General features: G+C 72.1%; 19 protein-coding genes and 1 tRNA gene. 11 read left to right on the top strand and 9 right to left on the bottom strand.

Annotated features, from left to right (window positions below; all coding sequences use genetic code 11):
• Nucleotides 1-211: 211 nt before the first annotated feature.
• Nucleotides 212-1,942, top strand: coding sequence for a D-alanyl-D-alanine carboxypeptidase (locus tag P3T41_RS11635; protein ID WP_280689614.1), 1,731 nt, complete (start codon nucleotides 212-214; stop codon nucleotides 1,940-1,942).
• 106 nt (nucleotides 1,943-2,048) lie between these two features.
• Here the strand turns inward: P3T41_RS11635 and P3T41_RS11630 are convergent, their stop codons facing one another.
• The 3 genes from P3T41_RS11630 to P3T41_RS11620 form a co-directional block, all read right to left on the bottom strand.
• Nucleotides 2,049-2,846 carry a polyprenol monophosphomannose synthase gene (locus P3T41_RS11630; protein ID WP_280689613.1) on the bottom strand — a complete coding sequence of 266 codons (798 nt, stop codon included), beginning with the start codon at nucleotides 2,844-2,846 and terminating at the stop codon, nucleotides 2,049-2,051.
• Nucleotides 2,847-3,317: 471 nt separating this feature from the next.
• Nucleotides 3,318-3,530, bottom strand: a complete 213-nt coding sequence (locus P3T41_RS11625) for a hypothetical protein (protein WP_280689612.1) — start codon at nucleotides 3,528-3,530, stop codon at nucleotides 3,318-3,320.
• Between the two features lie 72 nt (nucleotides 3,531-3,602).
• Nucleotides 3,603-4,643 carry a substrate-binding domain-containing protein gene (locus P3T41_RS11620; RefSeq protein WP_280689611.1) on the bottom strand — a complete coding sequence of 347 codons (1,041 nt, stop codon included), beginning with the start codon at nucleotides 4,641-4,643 and terminating at the stop codon, nucleotides 3,603-3,605.
• 144 nt (nucleotides 4,644-4,787) lie between these two features.
• Here P3T41_RS11620 and P3T41_RS11615 point away from each other — a divergent pair, with 144 nt between their 5' ends.
• Together P3T41_RS11615 and P3T41_RS11610 are read left to right on the top strand one after the other, a co-directional pair.
• A complete protein-coding gene (locus tag P3T41_RS11615; RefSeq protein ID WP_280689610.1) occupies nucleotides 4,788-5,504 on the top strand; it encodes a rhomboid-like protein in 717 nt (238 codons plus the stop codon).
• Between the two features lie 48 nt (nucleotides 5,505-5,552).
• Nucleotides 5,553-7,649: a hypothetical protein gene (locus P3T41_RS11610; protein WP_280689609.1), complete on the top strand. Its 2,097-nt coding sequence runs from the start codon at nucleotides 5,553-5,555 to the stop codon at nucleotides 7,647-7,649.
• A gap of 11 nt (nucleotides 7,650-7,660) precedes the next feature.
• On the opposite strand, the gene P3T41_RS11605 is transcribed toward P3T41_RS11610, so the two are convergent.
• Complete coding sequence (locus tag P3T41_RS11605) at nucleotides 7,661-9,259, bottom strand: hypothetical protein (RefSeq protein WP_280689608.1); 1,599 nt, start codon at nucleotides 9,257-9,259, stop codon at nucleotides 7,661-7,663.
• Between the two features lie 293 nt (nucleotides 9,260-9,552).
• On the opposite strand from P3T41_RS11605, the gene P3T41_RS11600 reads away from it, so the two are divergent.
• Nucleotides 9,553-9,625 (top strand) — tRNA-Arg (locus P3T41_RS11600).
• Between the two features lie 161 nt (nucleotides 9,626-9,786).
• Nucleotides 9,787-10,494, top strand: coding sequence for a Crp/Fnr family transcriptional regulator (locus P3T41_RS11595; RefSeq protein ID WP_280689607.1), 708 nt, complete (start codon nucleotides 9,787-9,789; stop codon nucleotides 10,492-10,494).
• Here P3T41_RS11595 and P3T41_RS11590 read toward each other — a convergent pair.
• Nucleotides 10,457-10,873: a hypothetical protein gene (locus P3T41_RS11590; RefSeq protein ID WP_280689606.1), complete on the bottom strand. Its 417-nt coding sequence runs from the start codon at nucleotides 10,871-10,873 to the stop codon at nucleotides 10,457-10,459. The genes P3T41_RS11595 and P3T41_RS11590 overlap by 38 nt on opposite strands.
• A 267-nt stretch (nucleotides 10,874-11,140) precedes the next feature.
• On the opposite strand from P3T41_RS11590, the gene P3T41_RS11585 reads away from it, so the two are divergent.
• From P3T41_RS11585 to P3T41_RS11565, 5 genes are all read left to right on the top strand, one after another.
• On the top strand, nucleotides 11,141-11,902 hold the full coding sequence (locus P3T41_RS11585) for a hypothetical protein (RefSeq protein WP_280689605.1): 762 nt from the start codon (nucleotides 11,141-11,143) through the stop codon (nucleotides 11,900-11,902).
• Nucleotides 11,899-14,001 carry a hypothetical protein gene (locus tag P3T41_RS11580; RefSeq protein ID WP_280689604.1) on the top strand — a complete coding sequence of 701 codons (2,103 nt, stop codon included), beginning with the start codon at nucleotides 11,899-11,901 and terminating at the stop codon, nucleotides 13,999-14,001. Before P3T41_RS11585 ends, P3T41_RS11580 begins: the two co-directional genes overlap by 4 nt.
• On the top strand, nucleotides 13,998-15,185 hold the full coding sequence (locus P3T41_RS11575; RefSeq protein ID WP_280689603.1) for a hypothetical protein: 1,188 nt from the start codon (nucleotides 13,998-14,000) through the stop codon (nucleotides 15,183-15,185). Before P3T41_RS11580 ends, P3T41_RS11575 begins: the two co-directional genes overlap by 4 nt.
• Complete coding sequence (locus tag P3T41_RS11570) at nucleotides 15,175-16,653, top strand: DUF4407 domain-containing protein (protein WP_280689602.1); 1,479 nt, start codon at nucleotides 15,175-15,177, stop codon at nucleotides 16,651-16,653. Before P3T41_RS11575 ends, P3T41_RS11570 begins: the two co-directional genes overlap by 11 nt.
• Before the next feature lie 371 nt (nucleotides 16,654-17,024).
• The gene (locus P3T41_RS11565) at nucleotides 17,025-17,231 is read left to right on the top strand and encodes a hypothetical protein (protein WP_280689601.1); all 207 of its coding nucleotides are present in this window, start codon (nucleotides 17,025-17,027) and stop codon (nucleotides 17,229-17,231) included.
• Nucleotides 17,232-17,480: 249 nt separating this feature from the next.
• On the opposite strand, the gene P3T41_RS11560 is transcribed toward P3T41_RS11565, so the two are convergent.
• Nucleotides 17,481-18,800, bottom strand: coding sequence for a glycoside hydrolase family 18 protein (locus tag P3T41_RS11560; RefSeq protein ID WP_280689600.1), 1,320 nt, complete (start codon nucleotides 18,798-18,800; stop codon nucleotides 17,481-17,483).
• A 190-nt stretch (nucleotides 18,801-18,990) separates the two neighbouring features.
• The gene (locus P3T41_RS11555) at nucleotides 18,991-20,361 is read right to left on the bottom strand and encodes an LCP family protein (RefSeq protein WP_280689599.1); all 1,371 of its coding nucleotides are present in this window, start codon (nucleotides 20,359-20,361) and stop codon (nucleotides 18,991-18,993) included.
• 335 nt (nucleotides 20,362-20,696) lie between these two features.
• Here P3T41_RS11555 and P3T41_RS11550 point away from each other — a divergent pair, with 335 nt between their 5' ends.
• Nucleotides 20,697-22,280: a PucR family transcriptional regulator gene (locus P3T41_RS11550; RefSeq protein ID WP_280689598.1), complete on the top strand. Its 1,584-nt coding sequence runs from the start codon at nucleotides 20,697-20,699 to the stop codon at nucleotides 22,278-22,280.
• A gap of 17 nt (nucleotides 22,281-22,297) precedes the next feature.
• Here P3T41_RS11550 and P3T41_RS11545 read toward each other — a convergent pair whose 3' ends face one another.
• Both P3T41_RS11545 and murJ read right to left on the bottom strand, forming a co-directional pair.
• Nucleotides 22,298-23,170: a carbon-nitrogen hydrolase family protein gene (locus P3T41_RS11545; protein WP_280689597.1), complete on the bottom strand. Its 873-nt coding sequence runs from the start codon at nucleotides 23,168-23,170 to the stop codon at nucleotides 22,298-22,300.
• Nucleotides 23,171-23,181: 11 nt separating this feature from the next.
• Nucleotides 23,182-25,635, bottom strand: coding sequence for a murein biosynthesis integral membrane protein MurJ (murJ, locus tag P3T41_RS11540; protein WP_280689596.1), 2,454 nt, complete (start codon nucleotides 25,633-25,635; stop codon nucleotides 23,182-23,184).
• Nucleotides 25,636-25,824: the final 189 nt, after the last annotated feature.

Raw genomic sequence — 25,824 nt, 5'->3', positions numbered from 1 at the left:
TCTTTCGAGGCGTCTCGCCGGCGGGGGAACCGGGGGCCGAGAGGGTGACGTCTGTGCCGGGGACGAGCCGGTTGCGCGGAATAACCGCCGGTCGGACGGGGTGTGGCGGGGTGCGAACGAGCCGTGGTGGCGGAGACTGTACAGGTCGGACCCGCGGCGGTGGAACCCCCGCGACGCATCACAGTGACTGCGAAAGAGGAGGTCGGGACAGGTGGGCGACGCCCCGGAGAAGGTGCAGGACGGGGAGCGGGAGCAGCCCGAGGCCGACGCGGCGCCGCCGGAGGGGGAGGGGACGGTGGTCAAGGGCGGGCCGACCGTCCAGCTGCGCGTCCGGGATGCGGACATGCAGACCACCTTCCTGCGGCTGCCCGAGCCCGAGGCGGCCGAACCGGCCGACGCTGCCGAGGAGACGCCGCAGGCAGCCGACCCGCGTCTCGCGATGCGGACGGAGCCGGCGGCGCCGGTGGACGAGGCGGTGGACGAGGCGGCGTCAGCTGATGTGTCGTCAGCTGAACGGAGCGTCGAGCCCGAGCCTGAGCCCGAGCCGCAGCCCGAGTCCGCCCCCTCGCCCCTGGTGCTCACCCCCGCGGCGCCCGCCCCCGCACCGTTGCCGCCTGCCCCCGCGCCGCTGCCCCCCGTCCCGCTGCTGCCCCCGGCGCCGCCCGAGCAGGACGAGGAGGCGCCGGTCGGTCCCGCCGCCCCCAGCACCCAGCCCGGCGCCAAGGTGCGCCGCGTGCTCAAGCGGGCCGCCGTGAGCGCGCTGCTGCTCGGCGTGCTGGCCGGTGGCGTCGGGGTGGCCCAGCTGCTGCGCCCGCTGCCCGCGCCCCAGGTGAAGCTGACCGCCGCCACCTCCTACACCTTCGGCGGCGACCCGCTGGCGCTGCCCTGGCCGGCCAAGGGCCAGGCGGCCGCCGAGGTGGTGGGCCTGGGCAGCCTCGGCAGCTCGGGTCCCAAGGACACCCCGGTCCCGATCGCCAGCGTGACCAAGGTGATGAACGCCTACCTGATCCTGCGCGACCACCCGCTGGCCAAGGGCCAGTCCGGCCCGATGATCACCGTGGACCAGGCCGCCGCCCAGGAGTCCAGCAACGTCGACCAGTCCACCGCCAAGGTGACCGAGGGCCAGCAGATCAGCGAGTACGAGGCGCTGGAGATGCTGATGCTGCCCAGCGCCAACAACATCGCCCGGCTGCTGGCCCGCTGGGACGCCGGCTCGGAGGACGCGTTCGTCAAGAAGATGAACGACCAGGCGGCCAAGTTCGGCATGACGCACACCAGTTACGTGGACGCGGCCGGCTACGACGCCAACACCAAGAGCACCGCGCGGGACCAGCTGAAGCTGGCCGAGGTGGTGGTGCAGAACGACATCTTCCAGCAGATCGTCGCCGAGCCGAGCGCCACCATCGCCGGCACCAAGATCATCAACACCAACTACCTGCTCAACAAGAACGGCGTGATCGGCACCAAGACCGGCTCCAGCTCGCCGGCCGGCAGCTGCCTGATGTGGGCGGCGACCAAGGACGTCGGCGGCACCCGGCAGCTGCTGCTCGGGGTGACCCTGGGCCAGCCGCAGACCGCCACCGACGACATCGTGCGGGCCGCGCAGACCGTCAGCTCGAAGATCATCACCGCCGGCCAGTCGGCGCTGACCGGCGAGACCCTGGCCAAGCAGGGCGAGGTGGTCGGCTACCTGGACGACGGGCTGGGCGGGCGGCTCCCGGTGGTGGCGACCAAGGACATCACGGTGCCCGGCTTCACCGGCACCTCCGCCACTCTCAAGCTGACCGGGACGCCCGGCGGCATCGGCCACACCGCCCCGGCCGGCACCGTGGTCGGCACGTTGACCGCCGGCGACGGCCCGGGCCGGCTCCAGGTGCCGGTCGCGCTCCAGCGCGACCTGGCCCCGCCGTCGATCGCCGCCCGGCTCGCCCGGCTGCACTGACCGATCCGCCGCCCCGGCCGGGCGCACCGGCCGACCGGGCGTGAGACGCGCGAAGGCCCGTACGTCGAGACGTACGGGCCTTCGCGCGCTGTCCACCGCTGCTCGACTACTTCCTGCCGCCCTTGCCGGTGAGCTTGGCCACCCGGGCCTGGAGGCCCCAGACGGTGACCCGCCAGAGCGCCTCGAAGACGATGTTGCGGCTCATCTTGGACGCGCCGTGCTCGCGCTCGACGAAGGTGATCGGTACCTCGGCGACCTTGAAGCCGCTGGAGACCGAGCGGAACGCCAGGTCGACCTGGAAGCAGTAGCCGGCCGAGGCGACCTGGTCCATGCCCAGCCCCAGCAGCGTCTCCTTGCGGAAGGCGCGGTAGCCGCCGGTGACGTCGCGGATCGGCACCCCGAGCATCAGCCGCGAGTAGGTCGAGCCGCCGCGCGAGAGGAACAGCCGCGACTTGGGCCAGTTGACCACCTTGCCGCCCGGCACCCAGCGCGAGCCCAGCACCAGGTCGGCGCCGCGCAGTGCGGTCAGCAGGCGGTAGAGCTCCTCGGGCTGGTGCGAGCCGTCGGCGTCCATCTCGACCAGGACGTCGTAGCCGTTGTCGATGCCCCAGTGGAAGCCGGCCAGGTAGGCGGCGCCGAGGCCTTCCTTGCCCTTGCGGTGCATGACCTGGACGTTGCCGTCCTGCTCGGCGATCTTGTCGGCGATCCCGCCGGTGCCGTCGGGGCTGTTGTCATCGGCGACCAGGACGTGCACCTCGGGCACGGCGGTCCGGACCCGCGAGACGATCCGTTCGACGTTCTCGGCCTCGTTGTAGGTCGGAATGATGACCAGCACCTTGCCGAGGTCGGCGAAGGAGTGCTCCTGGGGCGCAGTCACGTACGAGCCTTTCGGGTTGCGCCGCATCCACCGTGGATTGCGGCGATCACGTAGGTGTGAGAACCGCCCCAAGGGCCCGGGGCCGGTCCGCCGGGAATGTCTGGCACGGGGTCCCTCACCAGTGCCGATGGTAGCGACCTCGCGACGAAGGTCATGACCATCGGCCCGGGCCCGACCGGAGCGCGCGGGCGGGCGCCGCAAGGCGCGCACGGCCGCCCGGGCCCGACTGAGGACCCGCTGTGGAGTGACTGGGAAACCCGTCACGGGCCCGCCCGAAGCCCTGGCGGCGGCGGCCGAAGACCTGCTCAAGCCGCGTCGGGAGCTGTGAACACCGCGTCAGCCCGACAGGGCGGAGACCGACGAGCCGGCGCTTGCGGGGACGTACGGCGGGCGGGGATGCCGGCGGCCCATCGGCACACCACCCTCTCGTAACCTCCTGTAATCCTCCTTGACGGAGCGCTGATGTTCGCCCGATGTACGGGGCGGAGAGGCGCGCCCCTACTCGTGAGCGCCCTGCCCCTGCGCGCCCCCGACCTGCGCGCTCTGCCCCTGCGCGCCCCCGACCTGCGCGCTCTGCTCCTGTGCGCCCTGGTCCTGTGCGCCCTGGTCCTCCGCGAGCGACTCCCGCAGGCCGCTCAGCAGCAGGACGAAGTTCTCCAGGTCGCCGGGCTGGCACCACTCGGGCGGGGTCGTCGCGCTGGTCTCGTTCACCCGGACGAGGCTAGCCAGCGGCGATCAACAATCGATAAGCGTTGCCCCGGGAAGGCCGGAACCGACGTGCCGTCAGGAGCACTTGACGCCGCCGGACTGCCAGTTGCCGGCGTCCACCATGGCGGCCGGGGCGAGCGATTCGGCCGGGAAGTCCTTGCCGCCGCGCAGCCGGTCGACCATGGTCTGCACCGCGAGCGCGCCGACCTCGGTGCCGTTCAGGAAGAGCGCGGCCCGCATCCCGGACGGCTGCCCGCTGCCCCAGTCCTGGCAGGCCAGGTAGGCGCCCAGGCCGACGCCGATCACGTCGTCCGCGCGGACCCCGGCCCGCTGCAGCGCGTTGATGCCGCCCTGGACGTTCTCGTCGTTGCAGCCCCAGACCACCCAGTGCTTGACGCCGCGGTTGGCAGCGATGGTGGCGGCGGCCTGGGTCTGCGCGCCCGCGACGGTGTTGTCGGTCGCCACGTCCAGCACCCGCAGCCGTCCGGCGGCGGCGAAGAAGGCCTCGTCGGCGGCGTTGACCCGGTCGCCGCAGACCGAGACGTCCGGCTGCCAGGCGGAGATGATCCGGGTGTCGGCCGCGGTCCAACCGGCCTTCTGGTACTCCTGGGCCGCCCGCTGCCCCACCGCGGTCCCCAACTGCTCGCCGCTGAAGCCGACCCGGGGCACCAGGTCCTGGTGCGCGCAGGCCGCCGGATCGGTGGCCACGCCGCACAGCTGGTCGTCCGAGGCGAGCAGGGCGACCCTGCCGTCCTTGGCGGCCTGTACCACCTGCGGACCCACCGAGGGGTCCGGCGCCACCACGATCACCCCCTGGCTCCTGGCGGCTATCGCGGCCTGCAACTCGGTGACCGTCCGGCTCGCGTCGGTGCCGAGGTCCACCATCTTGAGGTCGACCCCCAGTTGTGCGGCCCTGGCCCGGGCGCCGGCCGCCTCGTCCTTGAAGTACTGCTGGTCGCCCTGCTTCTGCAGGTAGGTGAGCGAGATCTGCCCGGTCGCCTTGGGGATGCCCGTGCTGCTGGAGCAGCCGGTCAGGCAACTGGTCAGGGCGAGCGTGATCGACAGGGCGAGGGTCAGGGTGAGCGTGCCGGTGCGGGGGAGGCGGGCGGTGGGCATGGTGGCTCCGAGCGATAGACAATCCATCAAAAGCACACAGACTCAAACGCAATGTGACATATGACAGACCCTTAGATGGCATCGCGTCAATACTTAGGGCGTGGCAAGATTCCGGCCCGGGCGCTCAACGCCGAGACTGGGGCCATGGGTCACCGAGTCGGCAGGCTGCTCCGCGGGTACTGGGCCTACATCTGCAGCGCCCCAGGAACCCACATCTGGCTGCTGATCCTCTTCGCCACCACGGTCGCGCTGCGCCATGTCTCCCCGCACGCGGAGCACCGGATCCTGGAGCACCGCTCCACCAATCTGCACGCGCTGGGCACGGATCCGATCCGGGTGCTGATCACCAGCGCCTTCTACATCGCCGGCGGCGGCTGGTTCTTCTACTTCGTGCTCTACAACATCTTCCAGGCGCCCGCCGAACGCTGGCTGGGCACCGCCCGCTGGCTGCTCGTGGTGGTCATCGCGCACGTGGGGGCCACCTACCTGAGCGAGGGCGTGCTGTACTGGGCGATCAAGCACGGCCACGCCCCCGAGCGGGCCAGGTTCACCCTCGACTACGGCGTCAGCTACGCGCTGGCCGGCGTCGAGGCGGTGCTCGTCTACCTGCTCGTCCGCCCCTGGCGCTACCTCTACCTGGTCGGGCTGCTGCTCTTCTACGGCATCGCGATGCTGCGCGCCCGCGACTTCACCAGTGTCGGCCACTTCAGCGCCGTCCTGCTCGGCCTCGCCTGCTACCCGCTGACCCGCGCCCGCCCCGGGAGCTTCGACCCGCTGGATCTGCTCCCCGCCGGCGTCCGTGCCCGGCTCCGCTCCCGACTCCCCGCCCGTTTCCGCCCCCGGCGACCGGCCGGCCCGTAGGCTGGTACGGAGGGTCGCGGTCAGGGCGGACGGCGGAAGGGGCGGCGGATGGCACCGCAGGGCGAGATGAGCGGCCCGGGGCCGACGGTGAACAACTCGATCAGCGGCAGCCGGATCGAGCAGCTCGTCCAGGGGCAGAACGTCACCGTCAACTTCCGTGCACCGCACCGTCCGCACGTCACGCCGCGGCAGATCCAGCCGCTGCGCCGGGCCTTTGTCAACCGGGCGGCCGAACTGGCCGCGCTCACCGAGGCGCTGGCCGGTGTCGGGCACGGCCACGGGCCGTCCATCGTCGCCTTCACCGGCCTCGGCGGGGTCGGCAAGACCGAGCTGATCGCCCAGTGGGCCGAGCGCGAGCGGGCGCAGTTCCCGGACGGCGACCTCTACGCCGACCTGGCGGCGATCCGCCACCAGGGCGCGGTCGACCTCGGCGAGGTGCTCGGTAGCTTCCTGCGCGCGCTGCAGGTCGAGAAGGAGTACATCCCGGACACGGCGGCCGAGCGCAGCGCGCTCTTCCGCAGCATCACCAAGGGCCGCCGGCTGCTGGTCTTCCTCGACAACGTGGAGCAGCCGGCCGAGGTCCGCGCCCTGCTGCCGGGCGACGGCCTGGCGGTGGTGGCGGGGCGCAGGCGCCTGGAGCACCTGGCGCTGGACGGCGCCCAGGTGCTCACCGTGCCGCCGCTGACCACCGGGGCCGGCAGCGAGCTGGTCCGCGGCTGGCTGGGGTCCGGGCGCGGGACGGAGGAGGAGCTGGCCGAGCTGGTCACCCGGTGCGGCGGGCTGCCGCTGGCGCTGAACGCGGTCGGCTCGCAGCTGATCGGGCGCCGGCAGCTGACGGTCCGCCGGGTGGTGGCCGCGCTGGCCGACCGGCCGCGTCAGGACGGGGTGGACGACGCGCTCGAAGCGGTCTGCGCCGGGCTGCCCGAACCGGCCCGCGGGCTCTACCAGCTGATCGGGGTGCTGCCCGGGGCCCGGTTCACCCGCGAGGTCCTCCAGGTCGCCGCCGGCGGTGGCCCGGTCGATCCCGCGCTGGACGACCTTTTGGACGCGCACCTGATCGACGAACTGCCGGTCGCCGGCGAGCCGCCGGAGGACCCGGCCGAGGACCGGTTCGGCTGCCACGACCTGGTCCGCGAGCACGCCGCCCGCCGGGCCGCCGGAGCGCTGAGCGCCGCCGAGATCGCGGCCGTGCAGCGCCGCCTGCTCGACTACTACCTGCACCGCACCGCCCTCGCCGACCGCTCCTTCGGCGAGCGCTTCCGCCTCCAGGAGCCGCCCGCCGCAGGCCTGCTGACGGATCTGCTGACGGACCACGCGCCGGACCTCGACTGGCTGGAGCGGGAGAGCGCGACCATCCTGGTGCTGCTGCGGGCGGCTGCCGCGCAGCGCCTGCACGGTGCCGTCTGGCGGCTGTGCGAGTCGCTGTGGCCGCTCTACCACGGCCGCAAGCTCTACGCCGACTGGATCGAGGCGCACGAACTGGGGGTCGAGGCGGCCGGCTGGGACGCCCGCCCGGACGCGGAGATCCGGATGCGCAACCAGCTCGCCCGCGCCCACTACGAGCTCGGCGAGCACGAACTCGCCGCCGCGCAGCTCGCGCTGGCCGGCGAGTTGCTGCCCCGGGTGACGGACTCGCGGCTGGCCGGCATGCTGCGCGAGTCGCAGGGCCTGCTCTGCCTGGCGCAGGGCCGGGCCGAGGCAGCGGTGGCGATGTTCACCGAGGCCCGGGAGGCCAACGCCGGTGACACGCACGGCATCGTGGTGCAGAGCTACAACCTGGCCCAGGCGCTCTTCGCCGTGCCCGACCGACCTGAGGCACCGGCGCGGGCGCTGGCGGAGGCGGAGCGGGCCGCCGAGCTGGCCGAGCGGACCGGTGACCAGGTGATGATCATGCGGCTCGGCATCCTGCGCGGACGGATCCACGAGGCGCTGGGGCAGCCGGCGGCGGCGATCGAGCGACTGTCCGGGGCCGCCGACCTGGCGCTGCGGCTGGGCCACCGGTTCAAGGCGGACCAGGCGCTGGAGCTGCTGGCCGGGCTGGCCGAGCGGGTGGGCGACACCGGGCTGGCCCGCGCCTGCCGGGAGCGGATCCGCGAACTGCGCGGCGCTGCGGGGGTGCTGCCCGGCGCGGACTGCTCGGACTGAGGCCGGGGGCGCTACGGGCGAGCGGTGAAGCGCACCCTGACCCGCCGCCCCGCCTCGATCACCAGCTCCCGGCCCGCCAGCTCCTCCTGCTGACGCACCGCCACCGCGGCCCCCAGCAGCACCGGGTCCAGCGGCGCGCTCGCCGTCCCCCAGGGGCGCACCGCCTGCGCCTGAAGGACCACCCCCGAGCGCAGCCGCACCAGGTGGCGGTCCTCGTCGAGGGCGGCCACCGCGACCGCCAGGCCCGGCAGTTGGCCCGCCACCCGGGCCAGCCAGACCAGCGGCTCCGGATCCGCTCCGGGCTCGGTGCGCGCGATCACCTCGGCGCTCTGGCGGCGGCGCAGGCCGGCCTCGGCGGTCACGGCGTAGAAACCGCGGGCCGCCAGGTGTCCGGGGCCCACCGGGTAGCGGCGGATCCGCACGCCGTCATCACCGGTGGCCTCGCCGAGCACGTCGTAGGCGCTCACCCGGGCCAGGTCGGCCGGGGCCGGATCCGGGTAGGGCGTGGTGTGTGCCTCCTCCTTGGGCTCCTCGACGTTCGCCAGGTAGGAGTAGAGCAGCTCGCGCAGGATCCGGGCCGAGTGGCCGCGCTCGCCCAGCGAGCGCTGAGTGAGCGTCAACAGTACGTTGTCCGAGGCCTCCTGGTGCTGCTCGGCGGCCCGGCGCAGCTGCGGCTCGAGCGGTCCTGCCGGGTCCAGCGCGGGGGCGCCGCGACCGAAGGCGTAGCTGGGGGAGTCCGGGGCCAGCTCGGCCTCGCCGGTGGCGGCCAGCAGGGTGACCCGGTCCAGCGCGGCGCCGTAGAGCGAGACCGAGCCGTGGTCGCCGACCACCCAGTCGGCCGCGACCAGCGCCGCCTGCCACCCGTTCTGCGGCGGCACCACCAGCAGCCCGGCCGACACCGCCTCGCGCAGCAGGTCCAGCGGGTTGTGCCGGGCCCAGATGTTGGGGTGCAGCACGACGGCCACCGCGTACTCGTCGGCCGGCAACTCCCGCACCAGCCGCAGCGGCAGGTCGGGGCAGCGGCCGAGCAGCGAGTGCTCGCTCCAGGTCGAGCTGACCACCACGAGCCGGCGCCCGCCGACCGCGCCGAGCAGCCGCCGGTACCGGTCGCGCTCGGCCAGGCTGGCCAGCAGCCGGTCGAAGCACGGGTCGCCGACCACCCGGGCCAGCGGCAGCGCCTGCGGGCAGGAGCGGCGCAGCCGTTCGAGCTGCTCCTCGTGCGAGAGCCCGATCACCGCCGGCACCACCCGCCCGCGCCAGGTCAGCTCCTGCCGGGAGAGCCCGGCCGGCGACACGTCGTCACCGGTGGTCGGACGCACCAACCGGTTGTACCCGGCCCCGTGCGGCAGCACCACCAGCGGCGCCCGCAACCGGCGCATCGAGCTGTTCACCGTGCAAGCCACCGCCAGGTCGAAGCCCCGCCGGGTGGCCGCCGACCAGCTGAGCGCCGTGATCCCGTCCAGCGACTCCAGGTACGCGTCCAGCCCGGCGGTGAAGGCCGAGCCCGGGTTGACCGTGATGTACAGCTCGATCCCGTCCCGCGCCCGCAGCAGCGGCAACACGTCCATCACCCGGGTCGCCGAGGTGAGGGTGCGGACCACCGCGAGCACGTGCGCCCTCGTCGGCCGGGTGTCCCACCGGTCCTCATCGGCCCGCCTGGACGCCAGCAGGCGGGACAGCAGCCCGAACAGCGTGACCCCTCCCCGACACCGACCGACGGCACGACGCGCGCCCTCAGATCGTAGTCACCCCGACCCGCACCCCGGCCGAACGACCACCGCCGAGGGCCTCGACGCGTACCCGACCGGCAACGGCAGCGACCCTCGGCGGACCGATCCGCTAGTCTGTCATCGGTCAGGTGGCGATCCCACCGACCTGGGCCTCGCCTCCGGGTGGAGCCCATGCCCCAGTAGCTCAGGGGATAGAGCACAGCTCTCCTAAAGCTGGTGTCGCAGGTTCGAATCCTGCCTGGGGCACAGACGAGGTCCCCACGCGCATGTGCGAGGGGACCTCAGCCGTTCCAGTGTCCCGCTGGGGGATGGCGCCGTGCTTTGTCGTTGGCAGCACAGCGGGTTCAATACATGGTGTGAGTACACGTGGCACTGACGGCCCTCCACTTTGGGCCCTCGGCTCGTTCATGGATCGACTTCCGGCTGACCAGGCTGCGGAGCTGCTGGCGCTGTCCCGGACGGCGGCCTTCGAGGCCGGCGATGTCCTGCTGCACCAGGGTGAGTCGAGCCGGCATGTCATGCTTCTCCAGCCCGCCGACCCGACGGCGGTGGCCTGCGCGAAGGTGACCGCGGGCCTGGAGGGCGGAGCCGAGACGCTGCTCAGCATCCGGGTGAGCGGTGACCTGATCGGCGAGCAGGCGGCGCTGCGCAAGGTACCGAGGTCGGCGACGGTCACCGCCTGCACGCCGCTGAGGGTCGCCGTGGTCACCAGCGACCGCTTTCTGACGTTCCTCGGTCGCTTCCCGGAGGCGGCCCAGCACGTGGCCGCGGTGCTTGCCGACCGACTGGACTCGGCGAATCGCCGCCGGTTGGACTTCGTCGCCTATGGTGTGCCGATCCGGTTGGCCAGGGTGCTGGTCGAACTCGCGGATCTGCTGGGGCGCTCAGGGGACGGCGGTACCTCGATCGGGGTGGAGCTTTCGCAGCCCGAGCTCGGTCGGCTGATCGGTGCGGGCGAGGACGCCGTCGGGCAGGCCGTGCGTCGGCTCAAGGCCGAGGGGCTGGTGCGTCCGCACTACCGAGGGGTGACCGTGCTCGATCTGCGGGGGTTGCGCCGCTTCGCCGACCTCGCCCCGATCACCCTCGAAACAAGGCCGCGAACACGGCGCAACTGATCATCGCGCCGGCCCAGGGCGTGGCCGTGGCGAGATGGCGGTTCTTCAACAGGGCGATGCGGGACAGTAGCCGGGACATCGCCCACGCCTCCGCCGCCTGCGTCTCAGGGGCGGCAGTGCCCTCGGGCTGCGGCCCGACGATGCCGAACCGGCTGGGCAGCGCCGGCGGATCCATCCGGGGACGCAGAGCCTGCAGCACGTGGTACCCGGAGACCAGAAAGGCCACGGCGAACAGGGCGAGCAGCACCCAGACGACGACGGTACGCCCGGAGGTTCCCCCCAGCACACCCAGCGCTGCCACGGTGCCGCCGGTGTGCAGGACCAAGAGCGTGTTCACCTTGGCGTCGGCTTGTTGCACATAACCCTGGGCGGCCGTCATGGCGGCGAGGGCCGTCTCCAGGTCAGTTGATGGAGACCGTTCAATCGGATGATCAGTCACTTGTGCCCCCAAGAGGATGAGTTGCCGCCTCCATGGGATCTCGAAAGTAACTCGGCGATGCCGTATGAATCAGTAAAGTGATCGTCGCTGCACGGCCTGCCCTGAACGGTACGGGTGAACGCCGTACTTTTGCGGGATCTTCTGTCGTACCCGCACGCGACACTGACTCTCTGTCGCCCACCGATCGGTGCGAAAGGTTGATCAGCCTTGGTGCAAAAACCGGGATTCGCTCGTCGTCTGCTGCTGTCCGTCGACGTCATGGGCTACGGCCGCCGGGATGACCGCGAGCACGCGGACGTCCAGCGTGCGCTGCTCATGGTGCTCAACGAAGCCGCCCACGCCTCCGGGCTCGACCGTCTCGACTGGAGCCGGCAGGGTGCCGGGGATGGCGAACTCGCGATCCTGCCGGACCAGGAGGCCGAACCGGTCGTGGTGGACGACTTCGTCGCCGAACTCCATGCCGCCCTGCGCTACTACAACCACGGCCGACTGCCGGAGTTCCGCATGCGGCTCCGGCTCGCCATCCACTTCGGTGCGGCGATCAAGGCCGACAACGGGTATGCGGGCCAAGGGGTCGTCCTGGTGAGCCGCTTGGTGGACAGTCGCCCGCCGCATCTCGCGCTGGAACAGGACGACGGGGCACTGCTCGCGGTGATGGTGTCCGACGAGGTGTACCAGGACGTCGTGGTGCAGCGCCACACGAAGCTGACCGACCAGGACTTCCGCGAGGTTGCCGTGGACAACAAGGAGACCAGGGTGCGTGCGTGGCTGCGGGTGCCGGGCAGTGACATCAGGGCGCTGCGCCTGGAGGCACCCGGTGGTGCGCAGCGCGCAGTCGCTCCGGGACCGGCGTCTGCGGTCACCCGCGCACCTGGCCTCGGGCAGGGCCAGATGGTGCACACGGTCGTCAACGGAAGCGTGCACGCTCCTGGTGCGGTGTTCGGGATCAGCAACGGAGCCCTTGGATGACCTTCTCCCAACCCACAACCGGGCCGGAGGGTGAGTCCGCCGGCTACCCTGCTGCGGCCGAGGACCCGGAGATCGAATCCGGGGTGGAGCCGGATGGCCGCCAACTGCGCGGGGCAGTACAGCAGTTCGTGACCATGGTTTTCAACGGTGAGGTGGATGCCAGGGGAGGCGTGTTCGGGGTCGGCACATCCGGCAAGGGGGGTCGGGGGCGGGGGCGACTACCCGAGACCGGGAAGCTCACCGCCGACGAGGTCGCCGACACCCTGGACGGGTACCAGGCTCCGGCGTGCTACCCGGCGGCGCTCGCTCTGCTGCGCCGCAACTGCGTGGTGGAGCTGTCCGGGTCTCCGGGCATGGGTAAGAGCGCTGGTGCGCTGGCCCTGCTCCGGGAGGTCGTGTCGGGGTCAACCATCCTGCTGGCGCCCACCGTTACGCTCAACCAGCTGGCCGTGCGCGAGTACCACGCCGGGTTCGGCTACGTGGTTCCGGGGCGGGTTGCCGATGCCACCCCGGCGGAGGACGTGGCACACCTCTGGCATCGGATCAGGGACCAGGTCTCCGATGCCAAGTCCTTCCTGGTGGTCACCACAGCCAGCGCGGCGCTGGGCTCGCCGTGGCGCCAGAGTTGGGAGCGCCCCGACCCGATGGCGATCATCGTCGACCGTCTCGGTGGGCACAGTTTCACCGAGCAGGAGCTGAAGCAGTTCGCACAGGCGGTGCCGCCGGCCTTCCGCCCGCAGGATCTGATGGAGGTGGTGCGCCAGATCGCGCAGGGTGGGTCGCCGGAGCGGGCGATGGAGCGCTTTGCGGTGGCGGCCACCGAGATCGCCGGCAACTGGTTCCAGGAGCCGCGATCGCCCAGGGAGATCCTGGGAGTTGCCGCGCTAGCGTTCACCGCTGGCACCGCGGTGCGGACGGTCGAGACCGAGCTGCACCGGCTTGAGGAGCAGATGGCGGCCGCGGTGCCGAGCACGGTCGCCGAACCCGACCGGGCGGAGAAGGCCGTGGCGACCCTGCCGGGCCATCGCAAGCAGTTCGTCGATCCGGCCGGGCTGGTCACCATCCGCACCGTGGCGGACGGCGTCCGCAGCCGCCGGGTGATGGACTTCCGGGAACCGGCGTTCCGCGAGCGGGTGCTGAGCGAGCTCTACGACCGCTATGACAACGCGTTCTGGGACGGGGTGCGCGGCTGGCTGAACGGGACCGTCCGGCAGGGCTACCGGCTGGACCCCGAGCTGAAGCCGGCTGTTGCCACCGGCCTCGCGCTGCTGGCCAAGTGCGACATCGAGGAGGTCGACCGCTCCTACCTCCGGGCCTGGGCGGGCGGGGCGGCGGGCTGGGCCGGGCAGGAGACGGCCGTCTTCACGCTGTGGCTGATGTGCCTGGCGGACGACACCCTCGCACCGGTCGCGCTGACCACCGCCGAGTCCTGGGCGCGGGACGGGGCAGCGGCCCGGCGCTGGGCGGCCGTGGTGGCGTTCGCCGGGGAGCTGGGCCTGCGCTACCCGAGCCGGGCGATCGCCGCGATCTGGCGGGCGATCCGGCGCGGCGGCCGCAACCGCCAGCCGTCGCAGCAGGCGCTGGCCCGACTGTTCGGCCTGCTGACCTCGGAGGGCGAGCAACCGGGACGGATCCCGGCCCAGTTGGACCACGAGCTGTACGAGGGCGGTGGCTCGCGGCCCAGCGTCCTGGTGATCGAGACCGTGCTGGAACTGGTCGAGGTGACCGACGACCAGAGCGGGGTGCCGGTGGTGATGGTGTACCTGCACCGCTGGCCGGAGCGGACGGCCGTGGTGGCCCGGTTGTGGGCCGCGGCGCTGCGGCACCGGCCGAGCCGGCAGCGGGCCCTCGGGGCGCTGGCGACCGGTCTGGCGGGCCTGAGCAGGATCAGCGACCAGCCGGCCGACGAGGCGGCCCGGCTCGGTGAACACCTGGCCCGCGCACTGCCGCCCGACGAGTACCGGCCGCTGCGCAGTGACCTGAGCCTGGTGGCGGCCGGTCTGCGACGTACTCCCGGGCAGGCCCGGGCCCTGATCGAGATCCTCCTGGCGGCGGTGGCCAAGGCCGACCGCCACGAGCTCCTGGAAGGCGACACATGAGCAAGCCGTACCCGGTGGTCGTCCAGCGTCCACTGGCGCAGACGCGCAAGCGGGGCCCGCTCGGGCTGCTGCCCCGCAAGCGCGAGGCGCACGAGCTGCCGACGGTCTCCGCGCACGAGGTGATGGTGTACCGGGTGGACGGCAAGTACCACCTGGACACCGGCCAGGGCCGGCTGAGCGATCAGCCGGTGGTGGAGGCCTCGCACGTCAGCGTCGTCGACCTGCGCCGCAACACGCCCGTCACCGTGCTCCTGCCCATCCCCTCGGCGGAGGCCAGCGAGTTCACGGTCGAGGTCACCTTCGTCTGCACGGTGACCGATCCCGTCGAGATCGTGGCGGAGGGCCTGACGGATGCCGGGCTGGCACTGCGGGCGCACCTGCGCAAGCACCGGCAGATCTTCGAACTCGGGCTCGACCACCGACTGAAGGACGTCAACACCGTTCGCCGCAACGCCAGCGCACAGGTCTTCGCCTACATCACCGAACGGCCGCTGAGGCTCGACGGCATGACGGTGGAGCTGGAGAGCGTCCAAGTACGGACCCCCGAGGTGCTCTCGGACTTCGAGGAGCAGCGGCGCACACAGGAGTTCGACCATGCGCTGGCCTTCGAACGGCAGCGTCAGAGCCACACGCTGGGCTCGCAGCGCCAGCAGTACGAGCAGGACCTGGACGAGCGCGAGCGGGACCACCGCCATGGCGCGTCGACGGCCGACCAGACCAATGAGCTGCTGCTGGAGCAGGAACGCCGCGAGTTCGCGCTCCGGGCGGCTCGGCTGACCAAGGAGCAGGTCGGCGACAGCCCCACCGAGGCCGCCCATCTCGCCCATGCCGCAGGCAGCCTGGACCCCCTCGAGTTGATGCGCGTCCTGCAGCAGGAGGAGGGCAACCAGCGCGCGGCCCGGCGGCTCAGGGAGGCCCGCGACGCCGAGGTCAGGCGGGAGTTGCTCATCAATCTGATCAAGGAGGGCCACACCGCGCACACCAACATCGACGTGGGCTCGTTGATCCAGGAGGCCGTCGGCGCACAGGCGCTCGGCACCGGTCCGGCGGACCCCGAAGCCCCGGCGATCGGTCCTGCGGCGCGGCGCACGACGGTGGACCCGAACGAGGACGAGCCGGACGAGTTCGCTCCGGAGAGCCTTGACGAATCGATCAAGGGCCTGAGGGAAGAGGATGACTACTGAGGTTCGCGGTCCCGCGGTGGCAGAACCGCCGGAGCGCCCTGAGCACGACCAGCCGGGCCCCACGGAGTTCGACGGTGCCCTGAACGCACTGCTGCTCGATGCCGCCCTCACCGAGGGCGCTCGCAGGACCGGCGGGCCCTACCGTCCCGCCAAGCCCTCCTATGGCGTGGGCCGGTTGCTGCGGAAGTTCGCCGGCGTCAAGGAAGACCTCCTCGACTGGGTGCCCGAGGATCGCCGCCGGTACGTCTGGCTCGGCGCCATCGTACTCAACACCGGTTTGCTGGCAGGGGTTTCACTGTTCACGGCGGTGACCAAGTTCGTCCAGGTGCCGTGGCCGCTCCTCATCCCGGTCGCGCTCGGCTGGGCCTGGGTGATCATCTCCTTCGACGCCTGGCTGATCGCCAGCACGCACGGCAGCAGCGGCGCCGCCAAGTGGCGCACGATGGTGCCCCGGCTCGTGCTCTCGGTGCTGCTCGGCGCGGTCATCGCGGAGCCGCTGGTCCTGCGGGTGTTCCAGCCGGCCATCCAGCAGGAGGTCAGGGACGAGCGGCAGAACGACGTGCTGGCCTACGAGAGCCTGCTGAAGCACTGCAACCCCGAGAACGGGAGCGTGGTCGCCGAAGCAGGCTGCGACCAGTACCGCCTCCAGGCGACGGACTCGGTGACCGCCGCCCAGCAGGACCTGCGACAGGTGACGGCGGAACGGGACCAGCTGCAGACCCAGGTCGCCTCGGTGCAGCAGCAGCTGGACGCCAAGGAGCAGCTGGCCCGGGACGAGTGCAACGGAAAGGCCGGCACCGGACTGAGCGGCCGGGTCGGCCAGGGTCCGAACTGTCTGCGCGCCCGGCAGGAGGCGGACCAGTTCAGGACGGACTCGGGAATCGACACCCAGCAGGGCAAGCTCGCCGCCCTCAACACCCAGGTCCTCCAGCTGGATGCCACCGCCGCTGACGCGACCAAGGGCTACGCCGCCCAGATCGACGGCCGGATCACCGGCCTCGTCCAGCAACGGCGTGCCGCCCAGGGCCAGATCGACATCCTGGAGGAGGACCAGGCGCTGGACCGGCTGGCCGGGCGGAGCGGGATGGTGTGGGCGGCCCAGTGGTTGCTGCGACTGCTGCTCATCGCGGTCGACTGCCTGCCGGCGATCACCAAGCTGATGAGCGGCTCGACGACCTACGACGGCCTGGTGGCCCGGCAGATGGCTGCCGCCGAGGAGTTCCACGAGCGCGCGCTGCGCCGGGAGAAGCGCCGTGGGGAGAGGATCAACGACCTGCGGGGGCGGCAGCTGGAACTCCGGATCGACCAGGAGCTGGCCAAGGTGGAGCAGGCTGAGGCCGAGCTGGAGCAGGCGAGGCGGGAGGAGAAGGCCGAGCAGGAAGCCGCCAGCAACGCTCGGATCGAGGAGCACGCCGCCCGGCTGCGGGGTCAGGGCGGCCGTGCCCCGCAGGACGGCGGGCCGGCCTGAGCGAGCGGGCCCCCGGGAGCAGGTGAGGTGCCGCCTGTCACCTTCAACAGATCAAGAAGTGGGCGGACGGGTACGCCGACACCCTGGTACCGGGCATCCTGACCGAGGTGTACGGCCTGGGCATCTCCGTGGCCGCTCAGCCCTACGCCAACTGCGCTCGGCCGCTCGCCCGGCCTACACCGCCGACCTGGAGCGGCTGAGGGCGCACCCGGAACCCCAGGGCCGCCAAGGCCAAGCGCAAGCGTCACGGGCGTGAGCCTTGGCGGCCCCCGGGAACCCTGGTCCGGCGAAGCTGCCCGAGCGAGGAGGGAACCACCCCGCTCAGCCCGAGGACTGGCCGGCCGGCCGAACCCGCGCGGTACCGTGCCGCAATGGACTCCCCTCGAATCAAGGTGTACGGCTCAGGGGCCGAGATCACCATCGCAGCTAACGCGGCAGGGCTTCATGCTCTGGCTGAGCAACTTGTCGGTCTCGCCGATCCTGAACTCAGATGGGGATACCACTTGCACCTTGATGGCGGGGTCAACCTTGAAGAAGGCTCGATCAGCCTGATCTTGGAGCGAGACGACGCAGCGTAGGCACCGTGCTACAGCCGTGCCAGGTCGGACGGGGCGCCAAGGGAAGCGGCGGGCCGGGGCGGGCGGACAGCGCAAGGATGCCCAGTCAGGACAGCAGCAGGTCAGCCCAGTTGACCCACCCCGGTCCTCCTAAAACTCGTGTCGCAGGTTCGAATCCTGCCTGGGGCACACCGCACGCGTGACGCAGAATGCCCCGCGACCCGATCGGGTCGCGGGGCATTCTGCGTCATCGCCGGGGCGGCCTGGTGGTCAGTGGCCGTTCAGGCTCTCGCCCAGGGCGGCGGTCAGGCTGCCGTCGGTGGTGTCGCCGTCCATGGACCAGGCGAAGGTGCCGCGCAGGTTTCTGGCGCGGATGTACTGGCCCTTGAGCCAGACCGAGGCGGGGTCGTCATAGCTGGCGAAGGTGCCGGTGGTGGGGTCGTACTTGTAGGGCTCGGCGGCCAGCGGGTCCCAGTAGGTCTTGCCGGGGGCGGTGACCACCTGGTTGTAGTCCGGGGTGCCGGCCGCGCCCGCGGTGGCGGGTTGGAAGAGGCCGTCGCCGTTCGGGCCGGGGGTGACGCCGGTCCACTCGTGGGCGTAGTACGGGATGGCCAGGCCGATCTGCTCGGGGCGCACGCCCTGGTTCTCGTAGTACTGGACCGCCTGGTCGACGCTGTACCGGTTGTCGGCCGGGTTCGGGTCGCGCGGGTCCTGGAACAGCGCGGAGGAGAAGTCGGTCGGTCCGGTCGGTTCCCAACTGCCGTGGTAGTCGAAGGTCATGACGTTGAACCAGTCGACCACCTGGGCGATCTTCCGCAGCTCCAGCTTGGCGGCGAACGCCGGGTTGGCGGAGGTGTTCGCGGTGAGCAGGTAGCGCTTGCCGTCGGCGGCCCCGGCCTGGGTCTCCTGCTGCCGGAACTCCCGCATCAGCGCGGTGTAGTCCGGGGTGTCCTGCGGGCCGTAGGGGTTGCCGTTGCCCGGCTCGCCCGGGTACTCCCAGTCCACGGCGAAGCCGTCGAAGATGCCGGCGGCCGCGCCCGCGGGCAGGCCGGGCAGGTCGCCCTTGAGGTACTGGTCCACGCAGGAGGCGACGAACTTCTGGCGACCGGCCGCGGTGGCGGCGAGTTGGGAGAACTGCCCGGACCAGGACCAGCCGCCGATCGACATCACGATCTTCAACTTCGGGTACTTCGCCTTGAGTTCGCGCAGCTGGTTGAAGTTGCCCAGCAGTGCCTGCCCGGCCGCGTCGGCCTGCCCGTCGACCGACTCGGTGGCGGAGAAGGGGCGTTGGTAGTCGGCCCAGCTGTCGCCGCTGCCGCACAGGCCGTCCGCCGTGACGTCGCTGAAGGCGTAGTCGAGCTCGGTGAGGTGGTTGATCTCGCCGGTGGTGACCAGGTTCTTCTCCATGAAGCCGGAGTAGATGCCCCACTGGGTGAAGTAGCCGGTCAACTCCTTCTGGCCGTCGGGCCGTCCGCCCCCGTGGCTCGGGGCGGCGTTGGCGGGGGCCGCGCCCAGCAGGGCGAAGGCGCAGGTGGCGGCAGCGGCGGTGACGGCGGCTCTGCGGACGGCGGTGCGGCGGGTCGCTGGCATGGACTCTCCTCGGCGGGCGCCGCGAGCGGGAGCGGCGGTGGGGAACGCGGGAGGTACGGGAATGGTGCGACGAACTCATTGGCATAGACCAATGAGAGGGAAGGTATAGTCCACCGCCCGCACGGTCAATGGCCGGGCGCCGCGGCCCGGCCGAGTTCGGTTCCCGTGCCGACACGGGTGCCCGGCGGCGTCAGTTGACGCAGGGGACGCCGCCCTGGACGGCCGGGCCGAAGTAGCTGTCGCTGGGGGAGGGGGTGGCGCCGTCGGTCGAGGGCGGGGTGCTGCTGTCCGCAGTGCTGGGCGTGGTCGGGGCGGACGGACTGGCCGGGGCAATGTCCGAGGGGGACGCCGACGTTGACGCAGAGGCAGAGGCAGAGGCAGAGGCAGACGCAGACGCAGACGCCGCCGTCGGGTCGATGCCGCCGATGGTCTGCCGCACCATCGCCTGGATCTTCCCCACGTCCACCAGGTTCACGTCCCCGTCGCTCCCCAGTGTGGCGTAGCCCTCCATCGGCAGCGTGTGGAACTCGACGTTCCCACCGGTCAGGTTGGTGGCCTGCTGGGCGAAGTCCAGGATGTCCCAGCCGCTGTCGATCACCAGGTCCTGCTTCACCGCGTCCAGCAACCCCTGCATCTTGGTGAGGTCGCCGAACATCCCCTCCTGCTCCAGCTTGTTGGTGACCGAGGAGAGGAACGCCTGCTGACGGTGGGTCCGGTCGAAGTCCCCGTCCGGCAGGTTGTGCCGCTGGCGGACGAAGGCCAGCGCCATCGAGGCGTCCAGCTGGTTGAGCCCCTGGTGTCCCACGAAGCCGGAGCCGCCGCCTGGCGTGTCGGTGGTGCGGGCGATGGTCGGGTCGCTGACGTCCTTGTTGAGGCAGACGGTGATCGGCCCGAGCGCCTGGGCGACGTCGTAGAAGCCCTTCAGGTTCAGCTCGGCGAAGTGGTCGATCGGCACGTTGAGGAACTTCTGCACCGTCAGCAGGGTCGCCGCGCGGCCCGCGTCGCGGCCCCGGTGTTCCAGGTCCGCGCCCGAGTACTGCTTGGAGAGCTGCTCCTCGGCGTAGTACTTGGCCCGGTCGTAGGCTTCCTTGATCTTGTGCTTGCCGAGCGGGTGGCCGCCGGGCACGTTGACCAGGTCGACGTAGTCGTCGCGGGGGATCGAGAAGGCCTCGACCTTGCCGCCGTTCGCCGGGATGTGCATCAGGATCAGGGTGTTGGTGTTGTAGCCGCCGATGTCGCTGCTGCCGGCGTTCAGCTGGTCCTGGACGAACTGCTTGGGCAGGTCGTTGCCGTTCTCGTCCTTGCGGCTGTCCAGGCCGATCAGCAGGATGTTGACCGACTTGTCCAGCCGTGGCGGAGCGGACACCGCCGCCTGCTGCGGGCCGGGCTGGGCGGCCTGCTTCACCATCTCGATCGCGTTCGAGGTGGTCATCCCGCTGGTGAGGTCGTGGTAGGCGTACCAGGAGAATCCGCACGCGGCCAGGACCGAGGCGGAGACGGCGCAGGCCACCGTACGCCCGACGATCCGCAGGACCGCCCCACTGTTGCCCGCACCCGACATGTTCCCCCCACTGTTGCTACCCGTACTGCCTCTCCTTGGACGTTCCGAGTGGCCGAAAAGGGCGCATGAGTTCGAACAGTGTGGGCAAGGTCACACGGCCACCCGCAGACGGTGCGTCAACTTCGTTACGCTGAACCGAGTTGGCTCGGTCGACGGCTGCCCCGGTCCCGGCCGCCCCGCCTGCGACCGTCCGCCAGGTGGATGATCAACCAGCGGGGGCTACAGGGCATGGCCCATGGCATTTACCATGCATCTGCACCTGAATCCCTGGCTGATAAGAGGGCCGGCCGGGTGCGGCACTCGCATCCGAGTGCTCGGTACCGAGGAGTGTCGCGGTGATCGTTTCTGATCTCCTGGACGTGGCGGACCTGCGGCTGCGGTTGGCCTGGGGCCCGCCCGAGCTGCTGGAACGCCCGGTCACCGGTGTCACCTCCACCGATCTCCAGGACCCGGCCCGCTACCTGCAGCCCGGCGAGCTGGTGCTCTCCGGGCTGGTCTGGTGGCAGCCGGACCACCCCGCCGGGCAGGCTCTCGCGATGCGGTTCGCCACCTCGCTGCGCAGCGCCGGGGTGGCCGCGCTGCTGGCGGGGGAGGGCACGCACGGCGAGGTGCCGACGGGGTTGGTCGAAGCGTGCCGGGTGCACGGGATACCGCTGCTCTCGGTGCCGGCCGGGACCAGCTTCCGGGCCGTGACCGACCGGGTCTACCTACGTCTCTGGGGTGACCTGCGCACGCAGTCCGGCGAGGCGGCGACGGTGCCGGAGGGGGCTCGGCGCGAGCTGATCGAGCTGATGTACGCGGGCGCCCCGGCGGCCCAGGTGTTGGAGCAGGCGGTCTCCCGGCTCGGCTGCGGCCCCTGCTCGCTGGTCTCCGCCTCCGGACGCGCCATCGCCACCTCCACCGGCGCCACCGCCCCGGACCCGGAGACGATCCGACTCGCGCTCCCGAGCCCCACCAGCCCTACCGGTCCCACCGGCGCCACCGCGGCGCTCCCCATCGGCGAGGGCGGCGACACGCCGTTCGACGGCTGGTACCTCTACCCGCACGCCGCCGGCCCGGGGCAGGCCGCCATGCTGCACGGACTGGCCGACGTGCTCGCCACCCTCTGGACCCGCAGCCGTGGCGCGGCCGCCGACCGGCGCCGAGCGGCCGAGCGGCTGTCGGGCCTGCTGACCGGCGCGGCACCGGTGCACGCCGACGAGCTCGGCGAGGCGCTGGCCTCCTGCGGCCTGCCCGGCGACGGCCCGCTGGTCCCGGTGACCGCCCGGATCGACGGTCTGGACGTGCCCTGGGCGGCGGACGCGCTGGCCGAGGCGCTGCGCTCGGCGCCCTGCGAGGTGTTCGCGGTCGGCGCCGACGAGCGCGGCGGCGCCGTCGCCGTCGTGGCCGTCGCGGACCCGTCGCGACTGACGGCCGCGCTGCGCGAGGTCTGGCCCCGGTTGCAGGCCCGGTTGCCCGACCGCCACCTGCTGCGCCTGGGCGTCGGTCCGCGCGCCGGCGGCCGGGCGAGCGAGCTGGCGGCGGGCCTGCGCCAGGCCCGCTACGCCATGGACGCGGCCGCCGCGGCTCAGCCCGTTGCCTGCTCGGTGGGGGCGAGCGCCGAACTGGACTCGCTGGCCGCGCTGGTCCGCGGCATCCCGGCCGAGGTGGCCGCCGCCTTCCGCCGCCGCCTGCTCGACCCGCTCACCGAGCACGACCGCCTCACCGGCGGCTCGCTGCTGGCCACCCTGGTCAGCTTCCTCCGCCACGACTGCTCCTGGGCCCGCACGGCCGAGGCGCTGCACGTCCACGTGAACACCGTGCACTACCGGATCCGCCGGATCGAGGAGCTGACCGATCGCGACCTCGGCAGGCTGGACGACCGCCTCGACCTGCGCGCGGCCCTGCTCTGCACCCCGGCGCCGGCGGCGGCGCGCTGACGGCGGGCTGGTGCGGCTCAGCCCAGCCGCACCAGCGACCGGGTCGCCGTGGCGGCCGCGTCCCGGTCCTTGACGTCGCTCAGCATCCGCAGGTCCTCCCGGACCGCGCGCAGCCGCTCGGGGTCGAGGTCGACCACCGCGAGCCCGGTCTCCGTCTCGCCCAGTGCGGCGATCAGCCGGCCGTCGGGACCCCAGCCGGCGCTGTGCCCGCAGGTGTCCATCGCGCCGGTGTGCCCGATGTGGTTGGCCAGCAGCACGTAAACGGTGTTGTCGATCGCCCGGGCCGGGAACCAGGTGTCGACCTGCTGCCGCCCGCCGCCCCGGCTGAACAGTGCGCCGACCAGGTAGGCGTGGCAGCCGTCCAGCGCGGCGGCCCTGGCGTGCTCGGGGAAGCCGGAGTCGTAGCAGACGCCCAGGCCCAGCCGCCAGCCGGCCAGCTCGACCGTGCAGCCGGTGGTGCCGGCCGCGAAGACCTCGGGCTCGCCGCCGAACTGGTACTGCTTGTCATACCGGGCGGCGAGGGCGCCGTCCGGCCCGAAGACCAGCGCGGAGATCCGCAGCACCCCGGCCGCGTCCCGGGTCGCCGCGCCGACCACGGCGGCGGTGCCGGCCGCCCGGCAGGCGGCGGCGATGGGGGACAGGCGCGGATCGTCCTCGGTCACGGTGTAGCGGGCCGGATCACTCGCGATCAGCTCCGGCTCGTACCCGGTGAGGAACTTCTCGGCGAACAGCACCAACTGGACCCCGTCGGCGCCCGCCTGCTCGATCAGCGCGGCCGCCCGGGCCACGTTGGCGTCCACCGCGCCGCGGACCACGGTCGCCTGGGCGACGGCGACCCGCAGCGGACGGCTGGGCAGGGGAAACGGCTGGGAGAGCTGAGCGGAGGTCATGTCCGGGCAGCCTACCGACGCCGGCGCCGCCCAGCGGGTTCCGGGACCTGCGGGTAGGGCAGCCGCAGCCGACGGGCCAGCGGCGCGACGGCCGCCGCGGCACCGAAGGGCTTGGCCAGCACGAAGAGCGAGGCGAGCACGACCACCGCGCCGACGCCGAGGCCGAACAGGTTGCCGAAGAACCCGCCGCCGAGCATGCCGCCGATCCCACTCGCCAGGAAGTGCCCCAGCAGCGCCCCCGGCAGGCAGGCCAGCACCAGGCCCAGGTGCAGCCCGAAGACGCGGCGGCCGTCGAGGCCGCTGCCCGCCCGGTTGCTGAGCGAGGCCCGCAGCACCCGGGCGCGTGCCTCCGGGTCCTCGGGCGCGGGCGGCAGCGACTGCAGGCGCTTGGCCAGCGCCCGGCCGGTGATCGTCATGCTGACCACGCAGGCCACCGTCTGCGCGCTCGCCATGCCGACGACCTTCCAGTGCGGGCTGAGCACGAGGAACGCGAGGTAGGAGAGCAGCACGTTGGTGCCGGAGGAGACCACCGTCAGCCAGAACGGGGTCCGCGCGTCGCTCATCGCGTAGAAGCCGCGAGCCAGCGCGTACTGGGCGCAGAAGAACGGGATGCCGATCGCGAAGGCCAGCAGCGAGTAGCTGATCAGCGAGGTGGCCGAGGCGCCGGCGCCGTAGCCGTAGGCGAGACCGGAGAGCTGGCCGGCGAACGCGATGAAGAGCATGGTGATCGGAATGATCATCGCGGCCGAGTTCCGCAGCACCCGGGACAGGTCCGCGCCGATCTTCGGCAGGTCGCCCTCGTCCGCCGCGCGGGACATCTGCGGCAGGATCGCGGTCACCAGCGAGATGGTGATCACGCCCTGCGGCACCACGAAGAGCGCGTAGGCGTTGCTGTAGGCCGCGTTGCTGGCGCCGGAGTCGATGCTGGTGGTCAGTGCGGTCAGCGCGGTGAACGCCACCTGGGTGACGATCACCAGCAGCAGCGCCCAGCTCGCCGCCCGCAGCGGCTGGCTCAGGCCCGCGCCGCGCCAGTCGAAGCGCGGCGTCCAGCGGAACTTGGCCGCCCGCAGCGACGGCAGCATGCCCAGCGCCTGGACCACCACGCCCAAGGTGGTGCCGATCCCCAGGATCGCCGTCTGCGTCGAGGTCACCTTGCCGACCGCCGCGGCCTGGCCGCCGATCACGGCGTAGAGCCCGAAGACCGCGATCGCGACGATGTTGTTCAGCGCGGGCGCCCACATCATCGCGGCGAACTTGCCACGGGCGTTGAGCACCTGGCCGAGCAGGGTGAAGAGGCCGTAGAAGAGGATCTCGGGCAGGCAGTACCGGGCGAGCGCGATGGTCAGGTCGCGCTGCGCCCCGTGCCAGTCCGGTGCGTAGACGCTGACGAGCAGCGGCGCGGCGAAGACCGCCACCGCCGTCAGCGCCACCAGCGCCACCGTGCACAGGGTGAGCAGCCGGTCGGTGTACGCGACACCGCCGTCCTTGTGGGTCCGCTGCGCCTTCACCAGCTCGGGTACGAAGACCGAGCTGAGCGCGCCGCCGATCAGCATGGTGAAGACGATGTTCGGCAGCGTGTTGGCGATGTTGAAGGTCGCCGCCACGTCCTTGACGCCGAGCGCGTAGGCGAGCATCGCGCTGCGCACGAAGCCGAGGCCGCGCGAGGCCAGCGTGCCGATCGCCATGATCAGCCCGTTGCGCCCGGCCGCCGCCTCCTCGGACGGCGCGGACTTCTGCTCCTCGTCCGCCGACTCCCGCTGCTGCGGCAGCTGCCCGCGCGACGGCGGGGCGTACGACTCGATCGCCCGCAGCGACAGGGACATCGTCGGCGGGTCGCCGAAGATCTGCGGCATGCCGTAGTCGGGCGGCAGCGTGTACGGCTCGGAGACGACGTACGGCTGCTGCTCCGGCTCCCGGTAGTGCCCCGCGTAGTACTGCTCGGGGGCGGGCTGCCCGTAGCCCTGGGGGTAGCCGTCGGGCTGGCCGTACGGCGGCTGCTGCGGCTGTTGCTGCTGCTCGTAGGACTGCTGGTAGGGGACCTGCTGCTGCTCGTACGGCTGCTGCTCCTGGTACGGCTGGTCCTGGTACGGCTGCTGCTGGTACGGGTCCTGCTGGTACGGATCCTGTCGCTGCTGGTGGATCTGCGGCTGGTAGGGATCCTGCTGCTGGTACGGGTTCTGCGGGTACTCCGGCTGCTGCCCGTACTCCTGCCCGGGCCCGTAGCCCTGGGGCTGGCCGTACTCCTGGGGAGCCTGCCCGTACTCCTGGGGGTTCTGCGCGTACGGGTAGCCCTGGGGGGCCTCCCCGTACCCGGGCGCGGCCTGTCCGTACGCCTGCGCCTGCTGCCCGCCCAGCTCCGGATCCGCCTGACCCTGCGTCGGCGCCGCCGGGTACGGCTGCGCCGACCCGTACGACTCGGACGGGCCATACGAACCGTATGGCTCGCCCGCCGTGTGCGTGGTCATCGGACCCCCGTCGCTCGGTGCCTGGGCAGGTGCTGCTGCGGGGCTGCCGCAGTGCGAGCGCGGTGATGCGGGTCGGTGTACGGAGCTGACGCATGGGCGCGAGTTCCGGACGACCGGCCGCCGCCGCGCTGTCGTGCTCGGTTCCCCCGAACCGGACATGGCTATGCCCAGCCGAAGCAGTCTGCCCTA

This window comes from Kitasatospora sp. GAS204B (assembly GCF_029892155.1).
Lineage (GTDB): Bacteria > Actinomycetota > Actinomycetes > Streptomycetales > Streptomycetaceae > Kitasatospora.
This window is presented reverse-complemented; position numbering and strand designations above follow the sequence as displayed.